Source organism: Blautia sp. AF19-13LB, assembly GCF_003479105.1.
Lineage (GTDB): Bacteria > Bacillota > Clostridia > Lachnospirales > Lachnospiraceae > Fusicatenibacter > Fusicatenibacter saccharivorans.
The window spans coordinates 113,484-138,494 of sequence record NZ_QUGO01000004.1; the positions used below are offsets into that span (position 1 = coordinate 113,484).

The window sequence follows — 25,011 nt, forward strand, 5'->3', positions numbered from 1 at the left end:
CTATGCTTCTTTTATTACTATTTGGAATGGCGCTCGCCTGGTTTCTGCAGAAAAAGCTGTACCAGAAAAACTGGCAGAAAAATCTGAAAATCCAGGTCAGCTTCCAGGATTCCGCGATCTATGAGGGCGAGGAGAGTACGTTAAAAGAGGTCGTCGTAAACGACAAACTGCTGCCGATTCCGGCACTCGAGCTTGGCATTTCGATGAGCCGCAATCTGGAATTCGACCGCGAGGCAAAAGCAAACGCGAGCATCACCGACCAGAGCTACAAACGCGATGTCTTTTCGTTCCTGTTTCATCAGCAGATCACGAGAACACTGCCGTTTCAGGCGAAAAAACGAGGATTCTACGAGATCACCGGTGCGCATGCCGTAGCGTACGATCTTTTTTTCCGGGAGGGTCTTTACAGCGATTACCCGCAGCAGACACAGATGTACGTTTACCCGCGCCAGGTCGATACTGCACGGATTCAGATGATCTGCCGTGCCGTGTCGGGCATGGTTCTGTCACGGAATCGCCTGTACGAGGACCCGTTTGAATTTTCTGGTATCCGCGATTACCGGAAAGAAGACCCGATGAATCGCATCAACTGGAAATCGTCGGCACGGATGGGAGATCTGATGGTCAACCAGTTTGACGCGACGACGAGCGTGGAAGTTACGGTGCTTCTCGATATCGAGGACGCCAACATTCTGCGCGAGGAAGCGCAGGTCGAGGAGAGCATCCGCATCACGTCTTCGCTTGCGGCGCGGATGGTGAAAAACAAGATGAATCTGTGGGTGAAGAGCAATGCGAAAGATGAGGAGACCGGCGAGGAGCTGCGTGTCCATCTGGCAGCGGGCGCCGGAAAAACAGCGGAGCTGAACCGGAAACTGGCGTGCGTGCAGCTTGGGGGCAATCTCACAGGCAGCGCGGAGTTTCTGCACAAAGAGGCGGAAAAAGAGCTCACCGGCCACACCTACGTTGTCGTATCCAAAAACAGAACCGATGAGGTCCGTGAGGCTCTTCATCTGCTCTCCGGTGCGCAGAACCAGGTGCTGTGGGTGATTCCGTATCTGCCGGGCGAAGAAGTTCCGTCGGAGCAGAACCGTGCGTACACCGCAATCGGCTGGGAGGTGAAACCATGGAAATAAAAAAGACACCGGTACAGATCCCGCTGACCTGGCTTCATGTCTGGCTTTTATTCGCCGGCATCTATGGCTTTGCCGCCGGTTTTCTGGAGCTGACGGGAAGGGAGGCGCTGTATTTCTGCGCCATATCCTTATTGCTGCTGATTCCGGCCGCCGCAAGCTGGATTCTGATCCGGAAAACGAAAGCACTCTGGCAGTTTCTGCTTGGCGGAATTGCGGTCTGCGCGGTGACGTATCTGGCAGCGAAATTTTTCTGTTCCCTGTTCAGTGTGCAGGCGGCAGCGGTAATTGAAGCGGCTGTGGCGGCAAACGATGGAAAAAACAAGTTTGAGAACGGTATTTCTCCTGCATTTCTGGAGAGCCTTTCCGGCGTGATGACGGGTCTTATGGCCGCTGTGATTTTCCTGATCCGCGGCTATGTCAGAATCCGCAAAGGCCAGTTAAAGAAAGCAGCGCAGGAACTGCCGGCCGGCTCAATGCCGCTGGCGGATATGGAAGCGTGGGAGATCCCGACGCTCCTCGATGAGCCAAAGCCCCTTCATTTTCTCTGGTTTATGATACAGTATGTGATCGGTGTGCTGATGAAAATGCCGTTCTACTGGCATCTGATCTACTGGTTTTTCTTTGCAGATGTATTCCTGTGCTTCTTCTGCCAGTACCTCGACGGCATGCACGGGTTCATCCGTGACCATCAGAAAATCGCCAATCTCCCGGTGGAGATGATGCAGCGGACGGGAAAACTGATCCTGAAAATTGCAGTACTCCTTCTGGTACTGTTCGTGCTCCCATCGGCGCTCTACGGAAAGGATCCGATTGCGGAGGCGATCGCAGGATATGAGCCGAAAGAGCTGGAAAGCGATCTTACGATCGAAACACCGGAGGCCGAGGCGCCGCAGGGCATGGAGCAGGCCGATCTGTCCGATATGCTGGGGGACAAAGAGTACAAACCGATGCCGCAGTGGATCCAGAATCTTTTTACGACGGTCATGTATCTTGTGATGGTTGCCGTCGGAATCGCGGTTCTGCGGGCGATTTACCAGAGCGTAAAAAATGCGGGAAAAGCCTTCTCAGAGGATGAGGAGGACGAAGTTCTCTTCCTGCATCAGGGAAACGACGAACGGGAAAATCTGCCGTGGCGGCGGGAAAAGAAAGAGGGCTATCTCTCCCCGAATATGCGTATCCGCCGGCAGTATAAAAAAACGATCAAAAAAGCCGGAAAATACCAGCCGACCGGAGCCGAAACCCCGGCGGAGCTGGAAGAGAGAAACGAGCTTTCCGGCGACAGCATGAGACGGCTGCACGACGGCTATGAAAAAGCCCGTTACAGCCGCGAGGGCTGCACAAAAGAAGAGGCGGAAGCGCTGCGGAACTGATTTAAAACCAGTTCCCGGCAGCGGTCCACAGCCAATAGAGAAAGCCGAGCAGCCAGCTTGCAAAAACACCGTACAGAATGACAGGTCCGGCGATGGTGAAAATTTTCGCACCGATGCCGAAGACCTGTCCTTCTTTTTTATATTCAATCGCAGGAGCTGCAACCGAGTTGGCAAAGCCGGTGATCGGGACGAGCGCACCGCAGCCGGCAAAGGTGACGATTTTCTGATAGATGTTGAGGCCGGTTAAAATCACACTGCTAAGGATCAGAATCAGCGAGCACCAGGAGCCGGCGTCATCTTTGCTGAGCGAGAACTGCGTTTTGCCGATATGGAGCAGAATCTGCCCCACGACACAGATCAGACCGCCGACGATAAAGGCTTTTGCCATATTGAAGAAGAGATTCTGCTTTGGCGTCACCTCTTTGACAAACTGTTCGTATTCTTTTTTTGCCCGTTCACTTTTTAAACTCTGCATCACATCTTACCTCCAGTTCTTATTGAAATCCACTTGCAAAATAATAGAGAGAGCCCGCGATTTTCCCTGCCGCCATGCAGAGAATTACAAACGGCAGTCCGCGCGTCAGTCCGATCCGGCGGCAGAGGATCGAAAACAGGTTGACGACTTCGCCGAGCGCGATGATCCAGCTTCCCAGATAAATGCCCGCAAAAAGCCAGAACACACCGGCCGTCCAGGAGGGCAGGGAAAACGAGAAGGTGCCAAGCGAGAAAAGATCGCCGAACAGCGCCCCGGCCATACAGCAGCATTCGTAAAAACGCAGGTTCCCTGCTGTCTTTGTGATGCCGGCGTACCGTGTCACGATGCCAAGGCCGATCACAAGCGCGATAAGGCCGCTCGCGATGAAAAAGCCAAGGCTAAGACCGGCTGTGATCAGCAGGATCTCTGGCAGGATTCGCATGAAAAGCCTCCTTTCCTTTACCGGAGCGGTCGTTCTGTTCGATAATGGTCGTATCGATATCATCCTCGTAGACCCGCATTTCCACCTCGAGCGGCGTCGGGTCCTGCGTGAATTTCCGCCGTCCGAAATGGTTGAAATAGAGCACGACGCCAAGGCCGATGCCGATGGAATATGAAATTTCCAGCACCGAAAATCCGGGCGTCATCTGCGGGAGAAAACGGGTGTAAACATCCAAAAACAGCTCGCGGACGCCGATGTCGGTGTGGAAGGTCATAATGGAAAACGCAGTTCCGATAAACGTAAGGATGCCGACCAGAATCGTTTTGCACCAGCTGATCCAGGTGTTTTTCTGACGCGGATCCTCGTACGTTAAAATAAAATTCGGCTCGCCGATGTGGGTGACATCGACGTGCTCCTCGGCCTCCGTGACGAGGCGGACGAGGGTGGAGGCGGAGCAGACGTAGCGCCCGTATCCGTCATCGGGAAGATGCGCCACGCGGCGGACCTGATTGCGGGCGAGGACAGCGCCGTCTGAACAGGAAAGCTGCGCCACATCGCCGAGCGTCACGACGGGACTGGTGATTTTGATATTCCGCTCCGTCTGAAGATACAGCATTTCACTCATGAAAAACATTCCTCTAAAAGTTTCTGAAACAGGATTTTTGTGCTACAGCGTACAGAGTTCCCTAAAACAGGAAAATCATGCGTAAGAATGGAAAAAACGGAAATACTGAAGGTCAGAAATGGTAAGACGCAAAATAAGAAAACGGAGGAATTTGCCGATGAGACAGATGACAGGAAAGCAGAGCATCTCGTTTGCCAAAGCCGTCTATATCGAGGGCAGCGCGGCGATTGTAGGAGAAAAGGAAAAGGATGGACCGCTGGGCGAATACTTTTCGCACACGCTTTCGGACCCGATGTGCGGGCAGGAGAGCTGGGAGGAGGGCGAGAGTGAACTGCAGCTTGCCACCGCGAAGCTGGCAATGCAGAAAGCCAATGTGAGGCCGGAGCAGATCCGCATGATTTTTGCGGGCGATCTTCTGGCACAGTCAATCGCATCATCGTTCGGCCTGGTGGATCTGAACTGCCCGCTCTACGGCCTGTTCGGTGCCTGCTCGACGATGGGAGAGGCGCTTTCGCTTGGCGCGATGGCAGTCGCGGGAGGATACGGTGACCGGGTGCTGGCGGTGACATCGAGCCACTTTGGAACGGCGGAGAAGGAGTTCCGTTTTCCGCTCGCCTACGGAAACCAGCGCCCGCCGTCCGCGAGCTGGACGGTGACGGGAAGCGGCGCGTGTGTGCTTGGAAAAACGAAGAGCAGAGTGAAAATCACGGGCGCTACGACGGGAAAAATCATTGATTACGGGCTGAAAGACAACCAGAACATGGGCGCCTGCATGGCCCCCGCTGCGTGCGATACGATTGCACAGAACCTCGTCGATTTCAACCGGGAACCGGCCGATTACGACCGCATTGTGACGGGAGATCTCGGCGTTGTGGGGCGGGAAATTCTGCTGGAGCTGCTGAAGAAAAAAGGATACGATATCTCGGAACAGCACAGTGACTGCGGCATGCTGATCTTCGATCCGGCAAAACAGGACACCGGTGCGGGCGGAAGCGGCTGCGGCTGTGCGGCATCGGTGCTGGCGGAGTATCTGCTGCCGAAGCTGGAAAACGGAGAGTGGAAGAGGATTCTGTTTGTACCGACTGGTGCGCTGATGTCGAAGGTCAGCTTTCAGGAGGGCAGCAGCGTGCCTGGTATTGCACAGGCGGTTGTAATCGAGCGGGAGGAGGATGTGTAAAATGGGAACGTTTATGGAATATTTCAATGCCTTCTGGGTCGGCGGCCTCATTTGTGCCCTGTGCCAGATTCTGCTCGACCGCACGAAAATGCTACCGGGAAGAATTATGGTAACGCTTGTGTGCACGGGCGCGGTGTTGAGCTTTCTGGGACTCTACGATCCATTTGCAGAATACGCCGGGGCAGGCGCGTCGGTGCCGCTGCTCGGATTCGGGCATCTTTTGTTTCAGGGAGTAAAAGATGCCGTAAAAGAAAGCGGATTTTTAGGATTGTTCCAGGGCGGATTAAAGGCGGGGGCTGTCGGAACATCAGCGGCGTTGATTTTCGCGTATCTTGCAAGCTGGATTTTCCAGCCGAAGATGAAAAAATAGCAGGTGAAAAATTGCGCAGAAGCAGGCGGAATGATATAATAAAGAAAAATGCCGCAGAAAAAAGCAGAATCGCAGCGGCAGGACGAATACAGAAAAAGCGGGTGTTTTGCGGAAAAAACATCAAAACACCCGCGACAGGAAGAAAGGAAGTCTGCAATGAAGACAAGAGAAGAAGCGCTATCCTATGGCCTTTCCTTCCCGGACACATATCAGGAAGCGCCGTTTCACGATGACAACTGGCAGCTCATCCGCGTGAAAGGAAGCAAAAAGGCATTTCTGTGGGTCTATGAAAAGGACGGAATCATTCAGCTGAATGTAAAAGCAAACCCGGAATGGCGGGACTACTGGCGCGATGCATTCGCGTCAGTTATCCCGGGATATCATCAGAACAAAGAACATTGGAACACGATTCTCCTCGACGGAACCGTACCCGATGACGCTGTGCGTACCATGATCGCCGAGAGCTACGACATCATCACGGACAGCCCGACCAAAAGAATCTATGAGGCGGTAAAGCAGATTCCGCGCGGAAAAGTGGCGACATACGGCCAGATAGCAGCGCTTGCAGGCGAGCCGAAGATGGCGCGTGCCGTGGGAAACGCCTTACATAAAAACACAGATCCGGAGCACATTCCATGCTACCGTGTGGTAAACTCCAAAGGCGAACTGGCCGCGGAATTTGTCTTCGGCGGCGCCGGGAAACAGGCGGATATGCTGGAGGCAGACGGCATTGTGCTGGAAAACGGCCGCGTCAATTTAAAGAAGTACGGCATCAACGTGGAAGAGATGCTGGCACAGCGGGAGCTGGAGCAAAACTGAAAAAACAGGATGCACAAAACAGCGAAAGACCGGAACGGCAGAGGAAAATGTCCGTTTCGGTCTTTCATTATGTTTGGCTTATAAAATTAGAAAATACAATTATTTCGCATTGAATACATACTTATCCATACGGTCAAATGCCTCTTTCACAAGCACATGCGGCAGTGCCAGATTCAGGCGGATCGCATACGGTCTGTGGAACGGCCGTCCGTCCTGCCAGATCACGCCGACAGCAACACCGGCTTTCAGCAGCGTATCCATATCGGTATCATGCTCCTTGCACCACTCCTCGCAGTCGAGGTACAGCATGTACGTTCCTTCTGGTTTGGAAAGCTTCACGCCCTTGAAATGCTCGAGAATGTAGTTGTACGCATAATCCGCATTCGATTTCAGCACTTCGCGCAGTTCATCCACCCACTGGTATCCCTCCGGCCGGTAAGCGCCGATCAGCGCATGAACAGAGAGTACGTTCGGAGAATTGTAGTGAGAAAGGGACGAAGCCTTCTCCACACGGTCGCGCAGCATGCGGTTGTAGATGATGTGGTAGGAGCCTACAAGGCCAGCCAGGTTAAAGGTCTTGGACGGTGCATAAAGTGCGATGGTGCGCTCGCGTGCATCCTTCGAAACGGACTGCGTTGGGATATGTTTGAAGCCCGGCAGTGTCAGGTCAGACCAGATCTCATCGGAGATGACAACGCATTCATTTGCTTTGTAAATTTCCATCGCCTTTTCAATTTCCTCGCGCTCCCAGACACGGCCTGTCGGGTTGTGCGGAGAGCAGAAAATCGCGAAATGAATGTTGTGTTCTTTTAACTTGCGGTCCATATCGGCGTAGTCCATACGCCATACGCCGTTCTCATCCTGAACAAGATCGGAGAGAACGATATTGCGTCCGCAGTTCTCAAGAACACCGGTAAAACCGATGTATGTCGGGGAATGCAGAAGAATGGATTCGCCCGGGGATGTAAAAGCGGCAGTAGCCGAAGCAACACAGCCGAGCACGCCGTTCTCATAGCCGATCGCCTCACGCGGCAGATCTTCCACACCGTTGCGCTCTTTCTGCCAGCGGATGATGCTGTCAAAATATGCATCCGGCAGATTAAAGTAGCCAAAATGCGGTTCGTTGACTCTCGCGTGAATTGCTTCCTGAATGGTCGGAAGAGACGGGAAGTTCATGTCGGCCACCCACATCGGGATGCGGGAGAAGCCCTCTTTGACTTCCGCACCCGGAATCGGGATCTGATCGACAGCGATCGAATCGTGGCCGCTGCGGTTCATCAGAGATGTAAAATCGTATTTCATTGGTAAAAACCCTCCTTTGTGTTTGCTGTGCTCTCGAAGTAAAACCAAAAGCACATGGAAAACCGGATGCAGCTTCCTTTCCTCGCTGAAAGAAAAACCTGCAGCCGGCTGAATACAAATATTATAACACGGAGGGGAATTTTCGTAAACAAAAGAATGCTTTATTCGGCACCATTTATTCCGCGCCGATCCAGTTATCGCGGTTGATTGCTTCCGTGTGGCTGGTGCTTTCGTTCATGATTTTCTGCAGATCCGGCCGGTCATAGTTGACAATGCCCTTTCCGAGATATTCATGGCTGCCGCGCCGGAAGACGCTGACGACATCGCCTTTCTTAAAATCGCCTTCGACTGCCACGATGCCTTTAGGAAGCAGGCTCTTTGCCTGAACAGCAAGTGCTTCTGCGGCACCCTCATCGACGTAGAGGTTGCCCGCACTCGGCGCATAGAATGCCATCCACTGCAGACGCGTTTTCATGTTGTGGCCGCTGGCGGTAAAGTACGTTCCTTTTGCGGTTCCTTTCACCGCACGCACAATGTTGTTTTCCTCCGCCGAGGAGCAGATCAGAACCGGCACACCGGCTCTTGTGGCAAGCGAAGCGGCGGAGAGCTTCGTTGTCATGCCTCCCGTTCCGTTGCCCGATCCCGCACCGCCTGCCGCAGCAGTGAGCTCCGGCGTGATCTCATTTACCACGTCGATATGGCGCGCATTCGGGTCACTCTTTGGATTGGCAGTGTAGAGCCCGTCGATATCGGTCAGCAGAATCAGAAGCGATGCATGCAGCATCGCAGCCACCTGGGCGGAGAGCGTGTCGTTGTCGCCGACCTTCAGCTCCTCAATCGCGATCGTATCGTTCTCATTGATGATCGGAATCGCACCGCGCCCGAGCAGGACGGAGAGGGAGCCGAAGATGTTTTTATAGCGGCGGCGGTCCTCAAAGTCACTGCGGTTCAAAAGAATCTGCGCACACGGAATCTGGTACGCCATCAGATTTTTCGTGTATTCCTCCATCAGAAGGCCCTGGCCGACAGCAGCGGCAGCCTGTTTATCGGCAATTTTCGTCGGCCGTTTTTTAAAGCCGAGACGGGAAAAGCCTGCGGCGATCGCACCGGAGGAAACGAGAATCACATGGTGGCCTGCCGTCTGCAGCGCGGCAAGCTGGGTCGTAATGTTCCGTATTTTTTCAGCATCCATCGTTCCGTCTGAGAGTGTCAGGGAGCTGGTGCCGACTTTCACAACTATCGTCTGTTTTTCCATCATGAAAACCTCAAATGTAAGGAATGATAAGAAACGTTGTTTACGGGTGACAAAACATCAATTACAGACACTTTAACACAGTACTGTGTGAGAGTCAAGAAGATGCGGAATGGTCGTTACATTTTTCGTGAAAGATCTGCAAAAAGATAGAAATTTGTTGCTGGAATTCTGAAAAAGTATGGTAGAATAGAAAACGAGAAAAAGGTGTGTGCAGAAATACATTTTTCCTGAAAAACAAAAGAAGCGGAAAGAAGTCCGGCACACGACGGAGGGAGTCAAAGATGGAGGAAAAAACAGAAGAAAGAGGCAGAGGCTGCATGACAACGCTGTGCTACATCGAAAAGGATGACAGCTATCTGATGATGCACCGCACGGTGAAAAAGAACGATGTCAACAAGGACAAGTGGATCGGCGTCGGCGGCCATGCGGAACTTGGCGAAAGCCCGGAGGAATGCCTGCTGCGTGAAGTAAAAGAGGAAACCGGCTACACGCTGACGAGCTGGCGTTTCCGCGGTCTCGTTACCTTTGTGACAGAGGCAGAAAACAGCAAAACGGTGGAGTACATGGAGTATATGTGTCTCTACACGGCAGACGGATTCACGGGAGAACCGACTGCATGTGATGAGGGCGAACTCGCCTGGGTGAAAAAAGAGGACGTCCTGCACCTGAATCTGTGGGAGGGAGACAAAATCTTTTTCCGCCTTCTGAATGAAGACGAGCCGTTTTTCTCCCTGAAGCTGCGGTATGTGGGCGACACGCTCGCAGAAGCGGTGCTGAACGGAAAACAGATGGAACTTTTTGAGGAGCGCTCAGGCGACGGCACGCCGACCGGAACCATCGTAGAGCGCGGCGTGGCGCACAGTGAGGGACGGTGTCACGGAACGGCACATATCTGGATTGCACGGGCGAATGAGAAGAGCGGCTGTGAGGTACTGCTGCAGAAAAGGAGTGCCTGGAAAGATTCGAATCCGGGCTGCTACGATATTTCAAGCGCCGGCCATCTTTCGGCGGGCGATACGTATTTGGAAGGGGCTCTGCGGGAAATCGGCGAGGAGCTCGGCATCCACGCAGAGGCAGAGGAGCTGAGGGATCTTGGCCTGCTGGAAAAAGTATCACACGGTGTTTTTTACGGAAAACCGTTCCACGATCATGAGGTCAGCGCCGTGTATCTTTACACGAAGCCGGTCGAGGCGGAAAAACTGCATCTACAGGAGTCGGAAGTAGAAGCAGTCCGCTGGATGGATCTCAAAGAGTGCCAGAAGGCGGTAAGAGAAGGAAGCATTCCCAACTGTATTGATATCCGGGAACTGGAAATGATTGAAAAAGCGTGGTTCGCCGGAGAAAAAACAAAAGATGAGGAGTAAAAGAAGATGAAAGAAAATGGATTCATCAGCGAGAAGCTGACCCCGAAGCACGAGGAAGAAGAGGCAGCAGCCACCGCTGAAAAATAAAAAGAAATGCATGAAAAAAGTCACCGGTTCGAAATAGAACATGGTGACTTTTTTGGATATCGCGTAAATGAAATTTGTTTTTTTATTTCGCTGCTGCCTTTACCTGGCTAAACAGTCCGGATTTCTGAAGAGCCGGACGCAGTGCCATGTAGATGACAACGGAAGCGATGGTGGAAAGTACGGCGTTGATGGAAGTTGCCGCTACGTTCCAGCTTAAGGTAACCTCTGCTGCCGGTTTTCCAAGAAGAACCAGTTTGTAGAAGTAACCGATGAGCGGATCGAAGATCACATTGAACAGAAGTCCGCCGATGGCTGCAAGCAGTGCCCATTTGAAGATCTGTTTCTGATCGGTCTGCTCGTTGATTTTACCGATTTTGTGTGCGATCAGTCCTGCGATGAGGCCGATGCAGAATTTTAAGATGAAGGTCTTTGGTGCGTATACCACATAGACCGGATCGAGAAGATCTCCGATGGTCATGCCGATCGCACCGCCGATTCCGCCGTAAACACCGCCGAGAATCAGTGCACCGAGCACACAGACAGCGTTTCCGAAATGGATTGAGGTGGCATCTCCGCCTGGCAGCCAGATTTTGAACTGCAGGAAGGTGAAGACAACGTAGGAAAGGGCTGCAAAGACACCTGTCATTGCGATTTTCCAGACTTTTTCATTTTTCATAACAACGCACTCCTTTGGTATCTGGAACTTTCGTTCCTTGATTGCACCCTATTATAGGGAGTGGTGGCATGAAGAAAAAGTTCCAATTCCGGATTTTTTGACCAGACCAGTTATTTCCGGTACGATTTCATTTTTTCGTGTTCTTCTTTTAATTCTCTGTAGAGCTGCAGCGAATTCCACGCCTGGTTCTGCGTTGTGACGATGGCTTTGAGGGCGATCGGCGGCACTTTTTTCCGGCGCATTTCGGTGAGAAAAAGATCAAGTTTCCGCTCGGAAAAGCCGGCCATGACCATCATTGGTTCATCAAATCCGGCGCCGTCATAGGCTTCGGGGGATTCTGCAAATGCTTTATTTCCGGCAAGAAATCCGATCGACTGGAGATACTGTTCCGGTTCCACAATGCGCACGCGGATACCGAGCTTTAAGAGAACCGGCTTTAAAAGCACAGCTGTTTTCGTTCCTTTGATCTGATATAAGAGTACGGTTTCCATGAGAAAAATCCTTTCCACGGGCAGATTTCCGGATCAAATGCGCGGATGCCCAGAACTATGATATAAGAAATGTTTTGGAAAAACAATACTTTTATGGTATCATAGGAACGTACAATTCAGAACACGATAAATTTTGAGATAAAAGAGAAAGGAAACCAATAAAATGTGGATAGCAGATGGATGGAAAGATTATGAAGTGCTGGATACGTCCGGCGGAGAAAAACTGGAGCGGTGGGGAGATTACCTTCTGGTAAGACCAGACCCGCAGGTCATCTGGAACACGAAAAAAGAAAATCCGGGCTGGAAAAAGAAAAACGGTCATTATCACAGAAGCAGCAAGGGCGGCGGAGAATGGGAGTTTTTCCATCTGCCGGAGCAGTGGGAGATCAACTATAAAGACCTGACCTTCCGCCTGAAACCGTTCAGCTTCAAACACACCGGCCTTTTCCCGGAGCAGGCAACGAACTGGGACTGGTTCGGCGATCTGATCCGCCGTGCCAACCGCCCGATTAAAGTGCTGAACCTGTTCGCCTACACGGGAGGCGCAACGCTCGCAGCGGCCGCAGCAGGCGCAAGCGTCACACATGTCGATGCATCCAAAGGCATGGTCAACTGGGCAAAAGAGAACGCTGCCGTGTCCGGCCTTTCGGACAAGCCGATCCGCTGGCTTGTGGATGACTGCACCAAATTTGTCGAGCGCGAGATCCGCAGAGGCAACCACTACGACGCGATCATCATGGACCCGCCGTCCTACGGAAGAGGACCAAAGGGCGAGATCTGGAAAATCGAGGAGTCGATTCATCCGTTCATCAGGCTCTGCACGCAGCTCTTAAGCGATGACCCGCTGTTCTTCCTTGTGAATTCTTACACGACAGGACTTGCACCGGCTGTCCTGACGTACATGATTTCCCTGGAATTAAAACAGTACAAAGGCCACGTAGAAGCACAGGAAATCGGCCTTCCGGTCAAGTCGACCGGCCTTGTTCTGCCGTGCGGTGCATCGGGAAGATGGCAGTCTGACAACGTTTAAAACATCTTTTGGCAGCGGACGTATGTCCGTCATACGAAAAACATTTGGCTGAATTGCAGGAAATGAAGTATAAAACTGCAAAAAGTGGGATAAAATGCCGAAAAGTGCATAAAACATGCAAGTTCTCCTTGACAGAAACTCATGATCTGGTAAAATGGTCTTTAGTTGAGCAAGAAACCTGAAAAACGGGTAAGGAAAGTACAAGGGAGGACGTTTCATGAAACCGTATATCGAATGGACCAAAGAAGAATTAGTTGCCGAGAAAGCCAGACTGGAGCAGGAATTTGCAGAGGTAAAAGCAAAAGGCCTCAATCTGAATATTTCCAGAGGAAAACCTGCAGCAGCCCAGTTAGATCTCACGGAAGGAATGCTTACCGTTCTCTCGAAAAATGAAGACACCTTCGCAGAAGATGGAACCGACTGCCGGAACTACGGCGTGCTGACCGGTATTCCGGAAGCAAGAAAACTGATCGGAGATATCTGTGAGGTTCCGGCGGAAAACGTCATCGTTTACGGAAACGCCAGCCTTACCATTATGTTTGATACCGTAGCACGTTCGTTCCTGAAGGGCGTTGCAGGCTGCACTCCGTGGAACAAGCTGGACAAAGTAAAATTCCTCTGTCCGGTACCGGGCTATGACCGTCACTTCGGTGTAACCGAGTACTTCGGCGTTGAGATGATCAATGTTCCGATGACACCAGAAGGACCGGACATGGACATGGTAGAAAAACTCGTTGCAGAAGATGACGCCATCAAGGGAATCTGGTGTGTACCGAAATACTCCAACCCGCAGGGCTACACCTACTCCGATGAGACCGTCAGAAGATTTGCAAACCTGAAACCGGCAGCCAAAGACTTCCGTATTTTCTGGGATAATGCATATATCATCCATCACCTGTATGATGACAGACAGGATCACCTGCTGAACATCATCGAGGAGTGCGAGAAAGCCGGAAATCCGGATATGGTCTATGAGTTCGTATCCACCTCGAAAGTAAGCTATCCGGGAGCCGGAATTGCAGCTCTCATTTCTTCTGAGGCAAACCTCAAAGAGGCACAGGAGTACATGAACTTCCAGATCATCGGTCATGATAAACTGAATCAGCTGCGCCATGTAAAATTCTTCCAGAACCTGGACGGCGTGATGAATCAGATGAAAAAGCATGCTGAGATCTTAAGACCGAAATTCGAGGCAATTCTGCAGGTAATGGATCAGGAGCTGAGCGGCCTTGACATCGCTTCCTGGACAAAACCGAACGGTGGATACTTCATCTCCTTCGATGCGATGGAGGGATGTGCAAAGAAGATCGTTGCAAAAGCAAAAGAGGCCGGTCTTACCATGACAGGCGCGGGCGCAACGTATCCATATCACAACGATCCGCAGGATTCCAACATCCGTATTGCACCGTCCTTCCCGACACCGGAAGAGCTGGAAATCGCAGGTCAGGTATTCGTGCTGAGTGTCAAACTGGTCAGCGTGGATAAGATTCTGGAAAGCAAATAACAGATAAGTAAAAATACAAAAGCCGGATTCTCCCGGGGGACACAGTTTTTGTGAACTCTGGTGTGGGAGTTCCGGCTTTTTTCTATCAGAAAGTTAAAAAGAAATTTTCTATGGGACAGAAAGGAAAAACATGAAAAAGAAAGTAATAGGAATTGCCGCAGGACTCATACTCCTTGCGGCCGCAGGCGGTTACGCGGGCGTGGGGCATTACTATGCATCCCACTTTTTCCCGAAAACCGCGATCAACGGACTGAACTGCGCAGGGCTGACCGCAGAGCAGGTCAAAGAGGAAATTCAGAAGCACATTGTGGATTATACACTCAGCATTACCGAGCGCGGTGGAAAAACAGAGACATTAAGCGGCACGGAGATCGGCCTCACGTATGTGGACGACCACGCGGTGGAAAAACTGCTGGAGTCCCAGAATACTCTTGCATGGCCTGCATTCTATTGGAAAGAGAAAGAAAACCAGGTGGCGGCGGACTCTGTCTATGACAAAGAAATGGTGCAGGAAAAACTGCAGACGATGGAAGGGTTTCAGGAAGAACAGCAGGAAGCGCCGACGGATGCGTATCTGACGGATGACGGAACCTCGTACGTCATTGTGCCGGAAACAGAGGGCGAGCAGGTGGACTATGAGAAGGCGGAGCAGGCTGTCATCGAGGCGCTGGATGCCGGAGCGGCGAGCGTGGATCTGGAAGAAAAAGATGTTTACCGGAAACCGGGCATTACGCAGGATGATGAAGCACTGAATGGGGAAATGGCGGAACTGAACCACCTGACAGCGGCGCGGATCACATATGCAATCGGTGAAAACAGCTATGCCATAGACCGGGCGACCTTACAGAGCTGGCTCGTACAGGGGGAGGATGGAACCTACACGATTTCGCAGGACGAAGCGGCAGCTTTTGTGCGCCATATGGCGTATGAGACGGACACCTTCGGGCTGGCGCATACCTTCAAAACGAGTCTTGGCGCGACCATTAACCTGAATGCGGGCGGCGATTACGGCTGGTGCATCGACAAGGAGGAGACAATGCAGGCACTTCTGCAGGCGATCGAGGACGAAACACAGGGAAATCTCGACCCGGTTTACCTCTATACGGCCAATGACCGCTCGGCAAATGATATCGGAAATACATACGTCGAGGTGTGCATTTCCCAGCAGAAAATGTGGTGCTACAAGGATGGCGTTCTGGTGACGGAAACACCGGTCACAACGGGCAATCATGCGACGGGCTATGACACTCCGGCAGGCAGTGTCTGGGCGGTGGATGCGAAAAAAAGTGACTGTGATTTCAAGCTCTATCCGAGCCATGTCATGTTCTGGCTTCCGTTTAACGGCGACGTCGGAATCCACGATGCGAGCTGGCGTACCGAGTACGGCGGGGACATCTATCTGACGAACGGATCCCACGGATGTGTGAATACCCCATACACAGAAGCAGAAAAAGTGTTCAATGCTATTGAAATTGGTGACCCGGTTATCGTATACTATAGCCTGGATGATGTAACCGGGCCGCAGCCTACACAGAAAAACAGCCTGTAGGAAAAACGCTTAAGCATCACAGCAGAAGCACATCAAATAAAGGAGATTTTGATAGATGAAAATAGTAGTATTAGCTGGAGGAACCAGCACGGAACGTTCGGTATCCATTACATCGGGAACTATGGTCTGCAAGGCACTCCGCGAGAAAAACCATCAGGCAGTTCTGGTAGACGTTTTCTGCGGTATCGATGTGAAGGGGAACCTGGAAGATGTATTTGCAGAGGAGGCGTACGATATAGACAAAGCAGCAGAATATATGCACAGCTTTGATGCAGGATTAAACGAAATGATCGAATCCCGCCGCAGATTTTTCGGACCGAACGTACTGGAACTCTGCGAGGCAGCGGATGTTGTTTTCCTTGCCCTGCATGGCGCAAACGGAGAGGACGGAAAGGTACAGGCTACGTTCGATCTGCTCGGCATTCCGTATACCGGAACGGGCTATTTAAGCAGCGCCCTCGCAATGGACAAATCCATCACAAAACAGTTCTTCCGTGCACACCATGTGCCGACCCCGAACGGCGTGACCCTGAAAAAAGGCCAGGAGAGCGAGCCTTTGTCCGGCTTTGGCCTGGAGCTTCCGGTTGTCGTAAAACCGTGCTGCGGCGGTTCCAGTGTCGGTGTCTATATTGCACACACGAACGAAGAATACTGGCAGGCTATGAAGGATGCTTTCTCCTACGAACCGGAGGTTGTCGTTGAGGAGTATATCGAGGGAAGAGAGTTCTCCGTTGGCGTGGTAGACGGAAAGGCTTACCCGATCATCGAGATTGCACCGATCGAAGGCTTCTATGATTACACGAACAAATACAAAGCCGGAGCTACTGTTGATACCTGCCCGGCCGTACTGACGGAGGAGCAGACGAAAGAAATGCAGAAGCACGCAGAGGACGGCGCTGCCGCTCTCGGTATCGAAAACTACTGCCGTCTCGACTTTATGATGCGCAAGGACGGAAGAATGTACTGCCTCGAGGCAAACACCCTTCCGGGCATGACCCCGACCAGCCTTCTGCCGCAGGAGGCACAGGTACTCGGCATTTCCTATTCGGAACTCTGCGAGCTGCTGATCCAGCTTTCTCTCAGAAAAAGAGGTAACAACGCATGAAAAATATGACACTTGCGCACATCACAGAGGTGTGCGGCGGAATCTACTTCGGACCGGAAGAAAAGAAAACAGCGGAAGTCACGGATATCGTGACGGACAGCCGGAAAGCGGGAGAGGGAAGTCTCTTCGTTGCAATTCCGGGTGAGCGTGTGGACGGCCATAAATTTATCCCGAACGTGGCTTCCCAGGGCGCACTTGCTGTCATTTCCGAGCAGAAACTTGAAACACCGCCATGCCCGTATATCCTCGTGAAGGATTCCATGGAGGCCATTAAAGCAATGGCAGAATACTATATGCAGCAGCTCAATATTCCGGTTGTCGGCATTACGGGAAGCGTTGGAAAGACCAGTACAAAGGAGACGATCGCGTCGGTGCTGGCGCAGAAATACCGTGTGCTGAAAACGGATGCGAACTTTAACAATGAACTGGGACTGTCACTTACTGTTTTCCGCCTGCGCGAGGAGGATGAGATGGCGGTTCTCGAGATGGGAATCGACGATTTCGGCCAGATGCACCGTCTGGCGAAGATCGCGCGCCCGGAGACTGCAGTCATCACGAATATCGGCTGGTGCCATCTGGAAAATCTGAAGACGCGAGATGGTATTTTACAGGCAAAAACCGAGATCTTTGATCATCTGCGTGAGAACGGGCACATTATCATCAATGGGGACGATGATAAGCTGTCTACTGTTGGAACGGTTCACGGCATCAAGCCGGTTCATTTCGGATTGGATGAAAAGAACGAATATTATGCCGATGAGATCGAGAGCCAGGGCTTCCGCGGCATTTCCTGCCGGATTCATACCCCGCAGGGGAGCTTTTCTGCACTGATTCCGATTCCGGGACGCCATATGGTTTACAATGCGCTGGCCGGAACCGCAGTCGGATGCATGTACGGGCTGACGCTGGAGCAGATCAAACAGGGAATCGAGACACTGCAGTCGGTGAGCGGAAGATTCCACATCATCGAGACAGGAAAATACACCGTTGTTGATGACTGCTACAACGCAAACCCGGTTTCGATGAAGGCATCTCTCGATGTTCTGAAAGAGGCGAAGGGAAGAAAAGTGGCCGTGCTCGGCGATATGGGAGAGCTTGGAACCGATGAGGCAGCACTCCACGCCGAAGTCGGCACACACGCCGGAACCTGCGGCATTGACGCCCTCTACTGTGCGGGACCGCTCTGCGAGCATCTTGCAAAAGCGGCAAAAGAGGCAGACCCGAAACTGGAAATCCGCCATTTCGCAGACCGCGAGAGCCTGATGGCAGAACTGCCGAAACTCTTAAAGGACGGCGATCAGATTCTGGTAAAGGCATCGCATTTTATGGAATATGGAAAGATTGTGGAGATGCTTGAAACAGCACAGAAATTATGATAAAATTTTAAACTGGAAAGTACCCATGACAGGGTGGTAGCCTCCCGAGCTAATGAATACATAGGAAGGGAGGTGGCGTAAATGACAGCATACGAAATTATTATGGTTTTTCTGGGAATCTTAGCTTTACTGATTTCCTTCGGAGGCTTCATCATTGCGTTGCTTACCTTTCTCGATAAGAGAAATAAGCGAAAATAAAAATGCCTACCCCGTCGGCAAACGGGATAGGCGGTGTTCGTAAGAACATTTAACCCTTTTCTCGAGAGCATCCACTTTGGAGTGGGTGCTTTCTTTTTATATATTTATTATATCGCAGGGGTCTGGCATTTTCAAGCATTTTCTTTCAATTGTTCTAATAGAATGTTTTTCGTATAATTTCCAATCTCTTTTTTCTCTTCCTTCGTAAGCTCGCCCGGAAGAATCGGTTTGCCGTACGTCACAGTAACGTGTGTGGCGCGGATCTTCGGAAAGTGTGCTTCCAGAATATTTCTGGAACCGGAGATGGAAAGCGGAATGATCGGACAGCCGGTCTTTGTTGCCATCTTGAATGAACCGTTGTGGAATTCGCCGAGCTCCAGCTCGCTTGGTGTTTTGCCGCGGGTGCCTTCCGGGAAGATACAGATGGAAGTGCCGCTTTTGATCTCCTCACATCCGGAGAGAATCATCTGCAGACCCTGCTTGATGTCGGAACGGTCGAGAAACAGGCAGTGGATGAGTTCCATCCAGTTCTTTAACAGCGGAATGCGTGAAAGTTCTTTTTTGGCGACAAATCCGCAGGAACCCGGAACCGTTGTATAGGTTACAAGGATATCGAAATAGCTGCGGTGATTGCCGATGTATAGAACAGCCCGGTCCTTCGGAATATTTTCCTGACCTTTTACGGTGATCTTCGTGCCGGAAAAAAACAGAATTACGCGAAAAATCCAGCGGATCAGGGAGCGGCTTACCTTGTCACAGACCTCCGGCTTTTTCTTCCGGATCAGAAGCAGAACAAGAAGCACCGGGATCGACAGAATCAGATACAGAAAAGCGGTCAGAATGACCAGAATAAAACGAATCATGAATCTTTTTCTCCTCTTGGTAAAAATAGTGGTATTCAGTTATTGCGTACTTTTCAGTATACGTCATTGACGGGGCATGTTGCAATAACTTTCGTCTTTTTCAGAAAAAGATTTTGCGTCATAGAAGACTGCGGCCCGTCATACAATGGATAGAAAGAGCAGGAAGCGGCGTTTGGAATGATGAAGAAAAAGAGACGGGGAAGAGTTCTTCTGGCGGCGGTGATTCTGATGCTCCTGGCATCGTGCCGGATCACAGATGTGAGCGAGGGCGAGCGGAAAGAACTGTCGTATGCGATTGTAAAGCCGGGCGATTTTCCGCCGGAAATCGATCAGATTTTGCGCAGGAAAAAAGAATCCGCGTTCCAGATGGCGTACGAGAGCGGGGACGATCTCTACATACTGCGCGGCTACGGAAAGCAGAAAAGCGGAGGCTTTTCCATACAGATCGAAGAAGTATCGAAATCGGAAAACGCCGTTTTCGTGCGGACAAAACTCGTCGGACCTGCCGCAAAGGAGGAGCAGAAAGGCGCCGCCTCCTGCCCTTACGTCGTGCTGAAAACGAAAGCGGCGGCGGGAATCTCAGTCGTATTTGAGGATTAGAGTGGGAGGAGCCTTATGGATTTTGTAAAAAAGATTCTGCATCAGATCAGCAGAAAAAGCGAAGCGGTGTCACAGATTACGTTTGATGAGGACTACAATGTGCCGGACGCACGGCCCGATGTGGGGCGGATGATTCAGAAAAAAGGCGAGGTGACGATCGGGGATGTGCAGATTTCGGAAGGAAAAGCGCGTGTATTCGGCGGCCTCACCTTTCATCTGCTGTACGTCTCCGACGGCGAACGGCGCCGGATCTGCCAGCTCTCCGGCGAGCTTCCGATCGACGAGACGATCCATCTCGATGGTCTGACAGGGGGCGACAAGGTCTGCATCACCTGGGAAGTGGAAGATCTGAACCTGCATCTCATCAACTCGCGGAAGCTGGGCGTGCGCGCGATCGTCACGCTGCACGCGTGGATCGAGGAACTGTGCGACCTTGCCGTGCCGATGGAAATCCGCGGGGAGAGCGACGTCGCGGTAAAAAGGCAGGAATACCGCGTGGTTGAGCTTGCAGTGCAGAAAAAAGATGTGCTGCGTGTCAAAAAGGAGCTTACGATTCCGTCCGGCAAGCCGGAATTGCACGAGATTCTCTGGCAGGATCTGGAAGTGCGCGGTCTCGATCTCCGCTCTGAGGAGGGGCGGGTCAGTGCGCAGGGAGAACTCTTTGTCTTCTGTCTGTACAGCGACGGCGAGGAGGATCACCCGCTGCAGTGGGTGGAGCAGGCGCTCCCGTTCCAGGCAGAAGTGGAATGCCAGGGCTGCATCTCCGAGATGATCCCGCGGATCGAAAGCACACTCGGCCAGACCACACTCGAAATCCAGCCCGATTCCGACGGCGAGGAGCGGGTCCTGCAGGCGGAGGCCGTACTCGAACTTGACATCTGTCTGTATCAGGAAGAAACCGTATCACTTCTGCAGGACGTTTACCATCCGCACCGAGAATGCATTCCAAAAGTGCAGGAGGAGACTTTGGAGAGTCTTCTGATCCGCAATTCCTCCAAATGCCGCCTGACCGACAAACTGCAGATGCGCGTGCCGAAAAATAAAATTCTGCAGATCTGCCACAGCGACGGCAAAATCAAGATCGACGAGGAAAGAATCGTAGAAAACGGCATCGAAGTAACCGGCGTGGTGGAACTCAGGGCGCTCTATGTCGTGAGCGACGATGAAATGCCATTCTACGCCGCCGAAACCGCCCTCCCTTTCCGCCACACCATCGAAGTCCCGGGAATCGGACCAGACTGCCGCTACGAACTCCAGTCCTCCATTGACCAGCTCTCCACAACCATGCCGGACAGCAGCGACATCGAAGCCAAAGTCGTACTGAACCTGAATGCCCTCGTCTTCCGCCGCAGAAAAGAGATGGTAATGCAGTACGTCGAAGAAAAAGACCGAGATCCGGAAGAACTGCAGAGCCTCCCGGGCATCACCTGCTACTTCGTCAAGCCGGGGGATACCCTGTGGGATATCGCGAAGAAATTCTATACGACGACAGATAAGATCAGGGAATTAAATGAACTGAAAACCGAAACACTCACACCGATGCAGCAGTTATTAGTGGAGCGGGTATAGCGGAAAAGACAGCCTACTGCCTTAAGAATGGAGTTAATCCATCAGGCAGCAGGCTGTCTTTTTGCGAGTTCCATGCCGATCTGCATTGCAGAAAGAACAGGTACACTTTTGTGACGGGAAGAAAAGCAGGAATTACAACCTTGCTTCTCAAAGAAATCAACAATAACGGAAAGAAACTGTCCTTTACTTATGACGCAGTAGGAAATATTGTTACGATTTCCGAGAATGGTGTTCAGAAAGTAAAATATATGTATAATGCTTTGAGTGAACTGACCCGTGTGGATTCTGCATGGGAAAATAAGAGTATTACGTATACCTACGATGCCGGAATGAATATGACGTCCAGAAAAGAGTATTCCTATACAACGGGAACACTGGGCAATGCGGTAAAGACAGATCTGCTTACCTACCGTGCTTCAGGATGGAAAGATCAGCTTATTTCCTATAATGGCAGCAGCATTTCCTATGATGCGGTCGGCAACATTACAGCTTATCAGGGAAGAACACTGACCTGGTACAGAGGAAGCCTGCTGCAGAGTCTGACCTTAAACGGAAAGAAAGCAGTTTACCATTACGACAGCGAAGGATACAGAGTCCAGTGGAAAGACCTGAACGGAATCAGCCATAAGAACTACTGGTGCGGAAACAAACTGATGGGAACGAAGTATGGAGATGTACTGGTTCAGTTTGTTTACGGTGCGGATAAATCCCCGCTGATGCTGAAAAAGGGAGAAAAAGAGTATTATTACTTGTACAACAGCCAGAATGATGTCATAGGACTGATTGACAGCGATGGAAAACAGGTAGTAAACTATTCTTACGATGCATGGGGAAAACAGACTGGTCTGACCGATATCAGCGGAGAAAATATCGGAAAACTAAACCCATTCCGTTATCGTGCTTACTGCTACGATGACGATACCAAACTCTATGTCACCGCCAGCCGTTATTATGATCCGGAATTGTGCAGATTCCTTTGTGCGGACAACTTTGATGCTGTAAAAGCGAAAATGTTTAGCATGAATGGAAAGAACCTTTATGTGTACTGTTGCAACAATCCGGTGAATGCGGTAGATGATGATGGTGATTTTGGAATTTTAATGCTGGCATTCCCAGGAATCGATCCCAGAAAAGTAGCATGGAATATCTTAAAAGATGTATTTGTATATGCGGTACAGTGCGGAATGGCGAATGAGAAAGTAACCTTAGAAGGAATTGCAGAGGTGGCCATAGAAAGTGCAATCAGTAGTGTTTTGGGAGATAGCCAAGGAATTATCTTTTCAGTAGTAGTAAGTGGTTTGAAAGGAGGATATTTAGAGTATCAGGAATCAGGAGATATGGCAAGAGCAATGGGGGCAGGATTTTACGATGCTATAATGACCTTGTTAGAACCTAAAACGTATAACGCATATGTAAAAAATGAAACTATTGAGAATGCATTGGGTGCTTTTACAGACTTTTTTCAGTCTCCATTACTGAGCTATCCCAAAAGCGGTGTTTTGGATGGAGTGTTTGGAAAACCCAAGAAACAGGCAAATAAAAATGGATCAACACTTAAGAAAAACAGCAACATCAACTTTAGTACAAAAAAAGTTGGGGGGAAAAAGAAGAACTGGCAGAGTAATAAGTCTGCAATTTCCAGAAAAATGCAAAATATAGGACTTCCAGCGCTTAGATAGAAAAGTTTTAAGATGCCTTTGCGCGAAGAAAAATAGTTTTGTACAAAGGCAAAGCGTAAGAAATAACGAGGAGAAGATTGTATGAAAGTAGTATGGGGAAAATTTGGTACCGGCGTAGACCTGATTGTGTGTGCTATTAGTAGTTATTGGTGGGTGAGCCTGTGGGTAAATGAAAAAGATGCGTTCCACGCCTATTCATTAAAAACAAGTATCATAGTGTTTCTAGGAATAATGTTCTTTTTAAGCATAGCAGCTTATGGAACTGTGACATTTCTACTAAAACGAATTTATATTTATGAATGGGGAATAATGTTATCTTTTTGGGGCTATGAAAAAAAGATAGAATGGGAAGATTTTACTGTGATACAAAGATACAATGATCATTTTTTCTTCAACATATCGAAACAGAAAGATGACAGTTTGTTCTGGTGTACCTATCACCCATTTACCAGTATCATGATATTCGACAAGTTCCGCGGACCGGGCTGGGGAATCATACCGCTCAGCGCCGACGAATTTTGTGAACTCCTCACTTCATACGGTGTCAAGTATACGGAAAGTAAATAACATACAAAAAGAGTGGAAGTGGCCGTAAGATCCACGAATTACCAGCCACTTCCCTTTTTATATGCAAATTTAGAAAAAGAAAGAAGGAAATGCCAATGAAATCAATTTATCGCACGATCATTGCCGCAGCAGGCAGCTTCCTTGCGGCGCAGTTTGGAGGCTGGGATGCGGCGCTGGAAACGCTGGTCTGCTTCATGGCAATTGACTGGATCACAGGAGGTGTTCTGCTTCCTGTTGTTTTTAAAAAGAGTCCGAAATCTGAAAACGGAACGTTGGAGAGCCGTGCGGGATGGAAAGGGCTTTGCAGAAAAGGGATGATGCTGTTCTTTGTGCTGGTCGCGGAAAAACTGGATCAGCTCACACAGACGAATTACCTGCGGGATGCCGTCTGCATTGGATTTATTTTAAATGAAGCGGTTTCCATCCTGGAAAATGCAGGGCTGATGGGTGTGAAAATCCCTGAGGTTCTGCGGTCAAGGATTGATGTGCTGAGAAAGGAGGAGCAGAGTAAATGAGGGTTGACAGAAGCTATTGTAGCAACCAGAATACATGGTCGGAAAATCATCCGCAGTGTATTGTGGTACACAATACAGACAATTTTGCCGCCGGAGCCGATGCCCGCGCGCATGCAAGAGCGCAGTACCAGGGAAATTTTCAGATTATGTCGGCGCATTATTACGTAGATGACGGGGAGATCGCTTATCAGGCTGCGCCGCACAGCAGAGGATGCTGGCATGTCGGGAGAAATTATGGAAGTAAAAATCTATTCGGCAGATATGGAAACCGGAACAGCATCGCGGTTGAGATGTGCGTGCAGAAAGGATATGATTACGAAACCGCATTTTTACATACGGTGGAGCTGGTGAAAAACCTGATGAACGAGACGGGGATTCCATCAGATGCAGTTTACCGGCATTACGACATCTGCAGCAAAAACTGCCCGTCCCAGATTCAGAAGCGGGGAGACTGGGAGCGGTTCCAGCGTCTGATTCGGGAAACAGAAGACGGCAGTGAGAAAAGTGAATACAATCCCGGCATCTACCGTGTAACAGACCCGGCGCTCAACATCCGCACAGGTCCCGGAGTAGAATACCCGGTGGTGGGAGTCATCAAAGACCAGGGAAGCTATACGATCACAGAAATCAGAAACAAAAGCTGGGGCAGACTGCTGTCGGGAGCGGGATGGATCAACTGCCATAAAGCATATTGTTTTTACGGGGGAAGAGTATAAAATCCCATCTTTGCAAAACGATGTCATCGGACGGATTGACAGCGATGGAAAGCAGGGAGTAAACTATTCTTACGATGCAGGGGGAGAACTGGTAAATACCATGGATACAAGTGGTGCGAATATTGCACAGTCGAAAGAAATAACGAGGAGAAAA

The 25,011-nt window shown here is 50.6% G+C and carries 26 protein-coding genes; 18 read left to right on the top strand and 8 right to left on the bottom strand.

The window, feature by feature from the left end; translation table 11 throughout:
• The first annotated feature begins 2 nt into the window (after positions 1 to 2).
• Together DWX32_RS05590 and DWX32_RS05595 are read left to right on the top strand one after the other, a co-directional pair.
• Positions 3 to 1,133, top strand: a complete 1,131-nt coding sequence (locus DWX32_RS05590) for a DUF58 domain-containing protein (protein ID WP_118659395.1) — start codon at positions 3 to 5, stop codon at positions 1,131 to 1,133.
• On the top strand, positions 1,124 to 2,503 hold the full coding sequence (locus DWX32_RS05595; protein WP_118659396.1) for a DUF4129 domain-containing protein: 1,380 nt from the start codon (positions 1,124 to 1,126) through the stop codon (positions 2,501 to 2,503). The genes DWX32_RS05590 and DWX32_RS05595 overlap by 10 nt, the downstream gene beginning before the upstream one ends.
• A gap of 1 nt (position 2,504) precedes the next feature.
• Here the strand turns inward: DWX32_RS05595 and spoVAC are convergent, their stop codons facing one another.
• From spoVAC to DWX32_RS05610, 3 genes are read right to left on the bottom strand one after another with little or no spacing between them, the layout of a single operon-like run.
• Positions 2,505 to 2,978, bottom strand: a complete 474-nt coding sequence (gene spoVAC / locus DWX32_RS05600; RefSeq protein WP_118659397.1) for a stage V sporulation protein AC — start codon at positions 2,976 to 2,978, stop codon at positions 2,505 to 2,507.
• Between the two features lie 19 nt (positions 2,979 to 2,997).
• The gene (locus DWX32_RS05605) at positions 2,998 to 3,420 is read right to left on the bottom strand and encodes a stage V sporulation protein AB (protein WP_243037560.1); all 423 of its coding nucleotides are present in this window, start codon (positions 3,418 to 3,420) and stop codon (positions 2,998 to 3,000) included.
• A complete protein-coding gene (locus DWX32_RS05610; protein WP_055219984.1) occupies positions 3,377 to 4,045 on the bottom strand; it encodes a stage V sporulation protein AA in 669 nt (222 codons plus the stop codon). Before DWX32_RS05610 ends, DWX32_RS05605 begins: the two co-directional genes overlap by 44 nt.
• A gap of 157 nt (positions 4,046 to 4,202) precedes the next feature.
• Between DWX32_RS05610 and spoVAD the strand changes: the two genes are divergently transcribed.
• The 3 genes from spoVAD to DWX32_RS05625 all read left to right on the top strand — a co-directional run bounded on the left by spoVAD (position 4,203) and on the right by DWX32_RS05625 (position 6,411).
• Positions 4,203 to 5,222: a stage V sporulation protein AD gene (spoVAD, locus tag DWX32_RS05615; protein WP_055219982.1), complete on the top strand. Its 1,020-nt coding sequence runs from the start codon at positions 4,203 to 4,205 to the stop codon at positions 5,220 to 5,222.
• A gap of 13 nt (positions 5,223 to 5,235) precedes the next feature.
• A complete protein-coding gene (locus tag DWX32_RS05620) occupies positions 5,236 to 5,592 on the top strand; it encodes a SpoVA/SpoVAEb family sporulation membrane protein (protein ID WP_055220161.1) in 357 nt (118 codons plus the stop codon).
• A gap of 156 nt (positions 5,593 to 5,748) precedes the next feature.
• Complete coding sequence (locus tag DWX32_RS05625) at positions 5,749 to 6,411, top strand: methylated-DNA--[protein]-cysteine S-methyltransferase (protein ID WP_055220159.1); 663 nt, start codon at positions 5,749 to 5,751, stop codon at positions 6,409 to 6,411.
• A 99-nt stretch (positions 6,412 to 6,510) separates the two neighbouring features.
• On the opposite strand, the gene DWX32_RS05630 is transcribed toward DWX32_RS05625, so the two are convergent.
• Positions 6,511 to 7,713 (bottom strand): MalY/PatB family protein, encoded by a 1,203-nt coding sequence (locus DWX32_RS05630; RefSeq protein ID WP_118659398.1) that lies wholly within the window; start codon positions 7,711 to 7,713, stop codon positions 6,511 to 6,513.
• Positions 7,714 to 7,888: 175 nt separating this feature from the next.
• Positions 7,889 to 8,971 carry a glutamate 5-kinase gene (proB, locus tag DWX32_RS05635; RefSeq protein ID WP_226906324.1) on the bottom strand — a complete coding sequence of 361 codons (1,083 nt, stop codon included), beginning with the start codon at positions 8,969 to 8,971 and terminating at the stop codon, positions 7,889 to 7,891.
• 278 nt (positions 8,972 to 9,249) lie between these two features.
• Here proB and DWX32_RS05640 point away from each other — a divergent pair, with 278 nt between their 5' ends.
• The gene (locus DWX32_RS05640) at positions 9,250 to 10,332 is read left to right on the top strand and encodes an NUDIX domain-containing protein (protein ID WP_117802358.1); all 1,083 of its coding nucleotides are present in this window, start codon (positions 9,250 to 9,252) and stop codon (positions 10,330 to 10,332) included.
• A gap of 169 nt (positions 10,333 to 10,501) precedes the next feature.
• On the opposite strand, the gene DWX32_RS05645 is transcribed toward DWX32_RS05640, so the two are convergent.
• Together DWX32_RS05645 and DWX32_RS05650 are read right to left on the bottom strand one after the other, a co-directional pair.
• On the bottom strand, positions 10,502 to 11,095 hold the full coding sequence (locus tag DWX32_RS05645; RefSeq protein WP_022461779.1) for an ECF transporter S component: 594 nt from the start codon (positions 11,093 to 11,095) through the stop codon (positions 10,502 to 10,504).
• A 110-nt stretch (positions 11,096 to 11,205) separates the two neighbouring features.
• Positions 11,206 to 11,604 (bottom strand): DUF3783 domain-containing protein, encoded by a 399-nt coding sequence (locus tag DWX32_RS05650; RefSeq protein WP_226911627.1) that lies wholly within the window; start codon positions 11,602 to 11,604, stop codon positions 11,206 to 11,208.
• A gap of 145 nt (positions 11,605 to 11,749) precedes the next feature.
• Here DWX32_RS05650 and DWX32_RS05655 point away from each other — a divergent pair, with 145 nt between their 5' ends.
• From DWX32_RS05655 to DWX32_RS20085, 6 genes are all read left to right on the top strand, one after another.
• Positions 11,750 to 12,616 carry a class I SAM-dependent methyltransferase gene (locus DWX32_RS05655; RefSeq protein WP_118594863.1) on the top strand — a complete coding sequence of 289 codons (867 nt, stop codon included), beginning with the start codon at positions 11,750 to 11,752 and terminating at the stop codon, positions 12,614 to 12,616.
• Positions 12,617 to 12,833: 217 nt separating this feature from the next.
• On the top strand, positions 12,834 to 14,120 hold the full coding sequence (locus DWX32_RS05660) for an aminotransferase (protein ID WP_117814125.1): 1,287 nt from the start codon (positions 12,834 to 12,836) through the stop codon (positions 14,118 to 14,120).
• Between the two features lie 130 nt (positions 14,121 to 14,250).
• Entirely contained in the window at positions 14,251 to 15,669 is a 1,419-nt protein-coding gene (locus DWX32_RS05665) for a L,D-transpeptidase family protein (RefSeq protein ID WP_117814127.1), read from the top strand.
• Between the two features lie 55 nt (positions 15,670 to 15,724).
• A complete protein-coding gene (locus DWX32_RS05670; protein WP_118659399.1) occupies positions 15,725 to 16,774 on the top strand; it encodes a D-alanine--D-alanine ligase family protein in 1,050 nt (349 codons plus the stop codon).
• Entirely contained in the window at positions 16,771 to 18,150 is a 1,380-nt protein-coding gene (locus DWX32_RS05675; protein ID WP_118659400.1) for a UDP-N-acetylmuramoyl-tripeptide--D-alanyl-D-alanine ligase, read from the top strand. The genes DWX32_RS05670 and DWX32_RS05675 overlap by 4 nt, the downstream gene beginning before the upstream one ends.
• An 81-nt stretch (positions 18,151 to 18,231) precedes the next feature.
• A complete protein-coding gene (locus tag DWX32_RS20085; protein WP_226906323.1) occupies positions 18,232 to 18,348 on the top strand; it encodes a putative holin-like toxin in 117 nt (38 codons plus the stop codon).
• Positions 18,349 to 18,479: 131 nt separating this feature from the next.
• Here DWX32_RS20085 and DWX32_RS05680 read toward each other — a convergent pair whose 3' ends face one another.
• Entirely contained in the window at positions 18,480 to 19,211 is a 732-nt protein-coding gene (locus DWX32_RS05680) for a lysophospholipid acyltransferase family protein (RefSeq protein ID WP_118659401.1), read from the bottom strand.
• A gap of 177 nt (positions 19,212 to 19,388) precedes the next feature.
• Here DWX32_RS05680 and DWX32_RS05685 point away from each other — a divergent pair, with 177 nt between their 5' ends.
• The 6 genes from DWX32_RS05685 (at position 19,389) to DWX32_RS05710 (ending at position 24,857) form a co-directional block, all read left to right on the top strand.
• On the top strand, positions 19,389 to 19,811 hold the full coding sequence (locus DWX32_RS05685) for a protease complex subunit PrcB family protein (protein WP_022461788.1): 423 nt from the start codon (positions 19,389 to 19,391) through the stop codon (positions 19,809 to 19,811).
• A 15-nt stretch (positions 19,812 to 19,826) separates the two neighbouring features.
• The gene (locus DWX32_RS05690) at positions 19,827 to 21,380 is read left to right on the top strand and encodes a DUF3794 and LysM peptidoglycan-binding domain-containing protein (protein ID WP_055268114.1); all 1,554 of its coding nucleotides are present in this window, start codon (positions 19,827 to 19,829) and stop codon (positions 21,378 to 21,380) included.
• A 110-nt stretch (positions 21,381 to 21,490) separates the two neighbouring features.
• Positions 21,491 to 23,059 carry an RHS repeat domain-containing protein gene (locus tag DWX32_RS05695; protein ID WP_118659402.1) on the top strand — a complete coding sequence of 523 codons (1,569 nt, stop codon included), beginning with the start codon at positions 21,491 to 21,493 and terminating at the stop codon, positions 23,057 to 23,059.
• An 81-nt stretch (positions 23,060 to 23,140) separates the two neighbouring features.
• Positions 23,141 to 23,626: a hypothetical protein gene (locus DWX32_RS05700; protein WP_055219954.1), complete on the top strand. Its 486-nt coding sequence runs from the start codon at positions 23,141 to 23,143 to the stop codon at positions 23,624 to 23,626.
• 95 nt (positions 23,627 to 23,721) lie between these two features.
• Positions 23,722 to 24,141, top strand: a complete 420-nt coding sequence (locus DWX32_RS05705) for a phage holin family protein (RefSeq protein ID WP_117509847.1) — start codon at positions 23,722 to 23,724, stop codon at positions 24,139 to 24,141.
• Positions 24,138 to 24,857: an N-acetylmuramoyl-L-alanine amidase gene (locus DWX32_RS05710; protein ID WP_055219951.1), complete on the top strand. Its 720-nt coding sequence runs from the start codon at positions 24,138 to 24,140 to the stop codon at positions 24,855 to 24,857. Before DWX32_RS05705 ends, DWX32_RS05710 begins: the two co-directional genes overlap by 4 nt.
• Positions 24,858 to 25,011: the final 154 nt, after the last annotated feature.

What these genes read in the sequence shown, in the direction of transcription:
- DWX32_RS05655 (WP_118594863.1), top strand. Translation starts at nt 11,750, where the DNA reads ATGTGGATAGCAGATGGATGGAAAGATTATGAAGTGCTGGATACGTCC.
- DWX32_RS05675 (WP_118659400.1), top strand. Translation starts at nt 16,771, where the DNA reads ATGAAAAATATGACACTTGCGCACATCACAGAGGTGTGCGGCGGAATC.
- DWX32_RS05595 (WP_118659396.1), top strand. Translation starts at nt 1,124, where the DNA reads ATGGAAATAAAAAAGACACCGGTACAGATCCCGCTGACCTGGCTTCAT.
- DWX32_RS05630 (WP_118659398.1), bottom strand. Translation starts at nt 7,713, where the DNA reads ATGAAATACGATTTTACATCTCTGATGAACCGCAGCGGCCACGATTCG.
- DWX32_RS05640 (WP_117802358.1), top strand. Translation starts at nt 9,250, where the DNA reads ATGGAGGAAAAAACAGAAGAAAGAGGCAGAGGCTGCATGACAACGCTG.
- proB (WP_226906324.1), bottom strand. Translation starts at nt 8,971, where the DNA reads ATGATGGAAAAACAGACGATAGTTGTGAAAGTCGGCACCAGCTCCCTG.
- DWX32_RS05645 (WP_022461779.1), bottom strand. Translation starts at nt 11,095, where the DNA reads ATGAAAAATGAAAAAGTCTGGAAAATCGCAATGACAGGTGTCTTTGCA.
- DWX32_RS05700 (WP_055219954.1), top strand. Translation starts at nt 23,141, where the DNA reads ATGAAAGTAGTATGGGGAAAATTTGGTACCGGCGTAGACCTGATTGTG.
- DWX32_RS05605 (WP_243037560.1), bottom strand. Translation starts at nt 3,420, where the DNA reads ATGCGAATCCTGCCAGAGATCCTGCTGATCACAGCCGGTCTTAGCCTT.
- DWX32_RS05660 (WP_117814125.1), top strand. Translation starts at nt 12,834, where the DNA reads ATGAAACCGTATATCGAATGGACCAAAGAAGAATTAGTTGCCGAGAAA.
- DWX32_RS05590 (WP_118659395.1), top strand. Translation starts at nt 3, where the DNA reads ATGCTTCTTTTATTACTATTTGGAATGGCGCTCGCCTGGTTTCTGCAG.
- DWX32_RS05710 (WP_055219951.1), top strand. Translation starts at nt 24,138, where the DNA reads ATGAGGGTTGACAGAAGCTATTGTAGCAACCAGAATACATGGTCGGAA.
- spoVAD (WP_055219982.1), top strand. Translation starts at nt 4,203, where the DNA reads ATGAGACAGATGACAGGAAAGCAGAGCATCTCGTTTGCCAAAGCCGTC.
- DWX32_RS05625 (WP_055220159.1), top strand. Translation starts at nt 5,749, where the DNA reads ATGAAGACAAGAGAAGAAGCGCTATCCTATGGCCTTTCCTTCCCGGAC.
- spoVAC (WP_118659397.1), bottom strand. Translation starts at nt 2,978, where the DNA reads ATGCAGAGTTTAAAAAGTGAACGGGCAAAAAAAGAATACGAACAGTTT.
- DWX32_RS05680 (WP_118659401.1), bottom strand. Translation starts at nt 19,211, where the DNA reads ATGATTCGTTTTATTCTGGTCATTCTGACCGCTTTTCTGTATCTGATT.
- DWX32_RS05690 (WP_055268114.1), top strand. Translation starts at nt 19,827, where the DNA reads ATGGATTTTGTAAAAAAGATTCTGCATCAGATCAGCAGAAAAAGCGAA.
- DWX32_RS05685 (WP_022461788.1), top strand. Translation starts at nt 19,389, where the DNA reads ATGATGAAGAAAAAGAGACGGGGAAGAGTTCTTCTGGCGGCGGTGATT.
- DWX32_RS05670 (WP_118659399.1), top strand. Translation starts at nt 15,725, where the DNA reads ATGAAAATAGTAGTATTAGCTGGAGGAACCAGCACGGAACGTTCGGTA.
- DWX32_RS05705 (WP_117509847.1), top strand. Translation starts at nt 23,722, where the DNA reads ATGAAATCAATTTATCGCACGATCATTGCCGCAGCAGGCAGCTTCCTT.
- DWX32_RS05610 (WP_055219984.1), bottom strand. Translation starts at nt 4,045, where the DNA reads ATGAGTGAAATGCTGTATCTTCAGACGGAGCGGAATATCAAAATCACC.
- DWX32_RS05620 (WP_055220161.1), top strand. Translation starts at nt 5,236, where the DNA reads ATGGAATATTTCAATGCCTTCTGGGTCGGCGGCCTCATTTGTGCCCTG.
- DWX32_RS20085 (WP_226906323.1), top strand. Translation starts at nt 18,232, where the DNA reads ATGACAGCATACGAAATTATTATGGTTTTTCTGGGAATCTTAGCTTTA.
- DWX32_RS05665 (WP_117814127.1), top strand. Translation starts at nt 14,251, where the DNA reads ATGAAAAAGAAAGTAATAGGAATTGCCGCAGGACTCATACTCCTTGCG.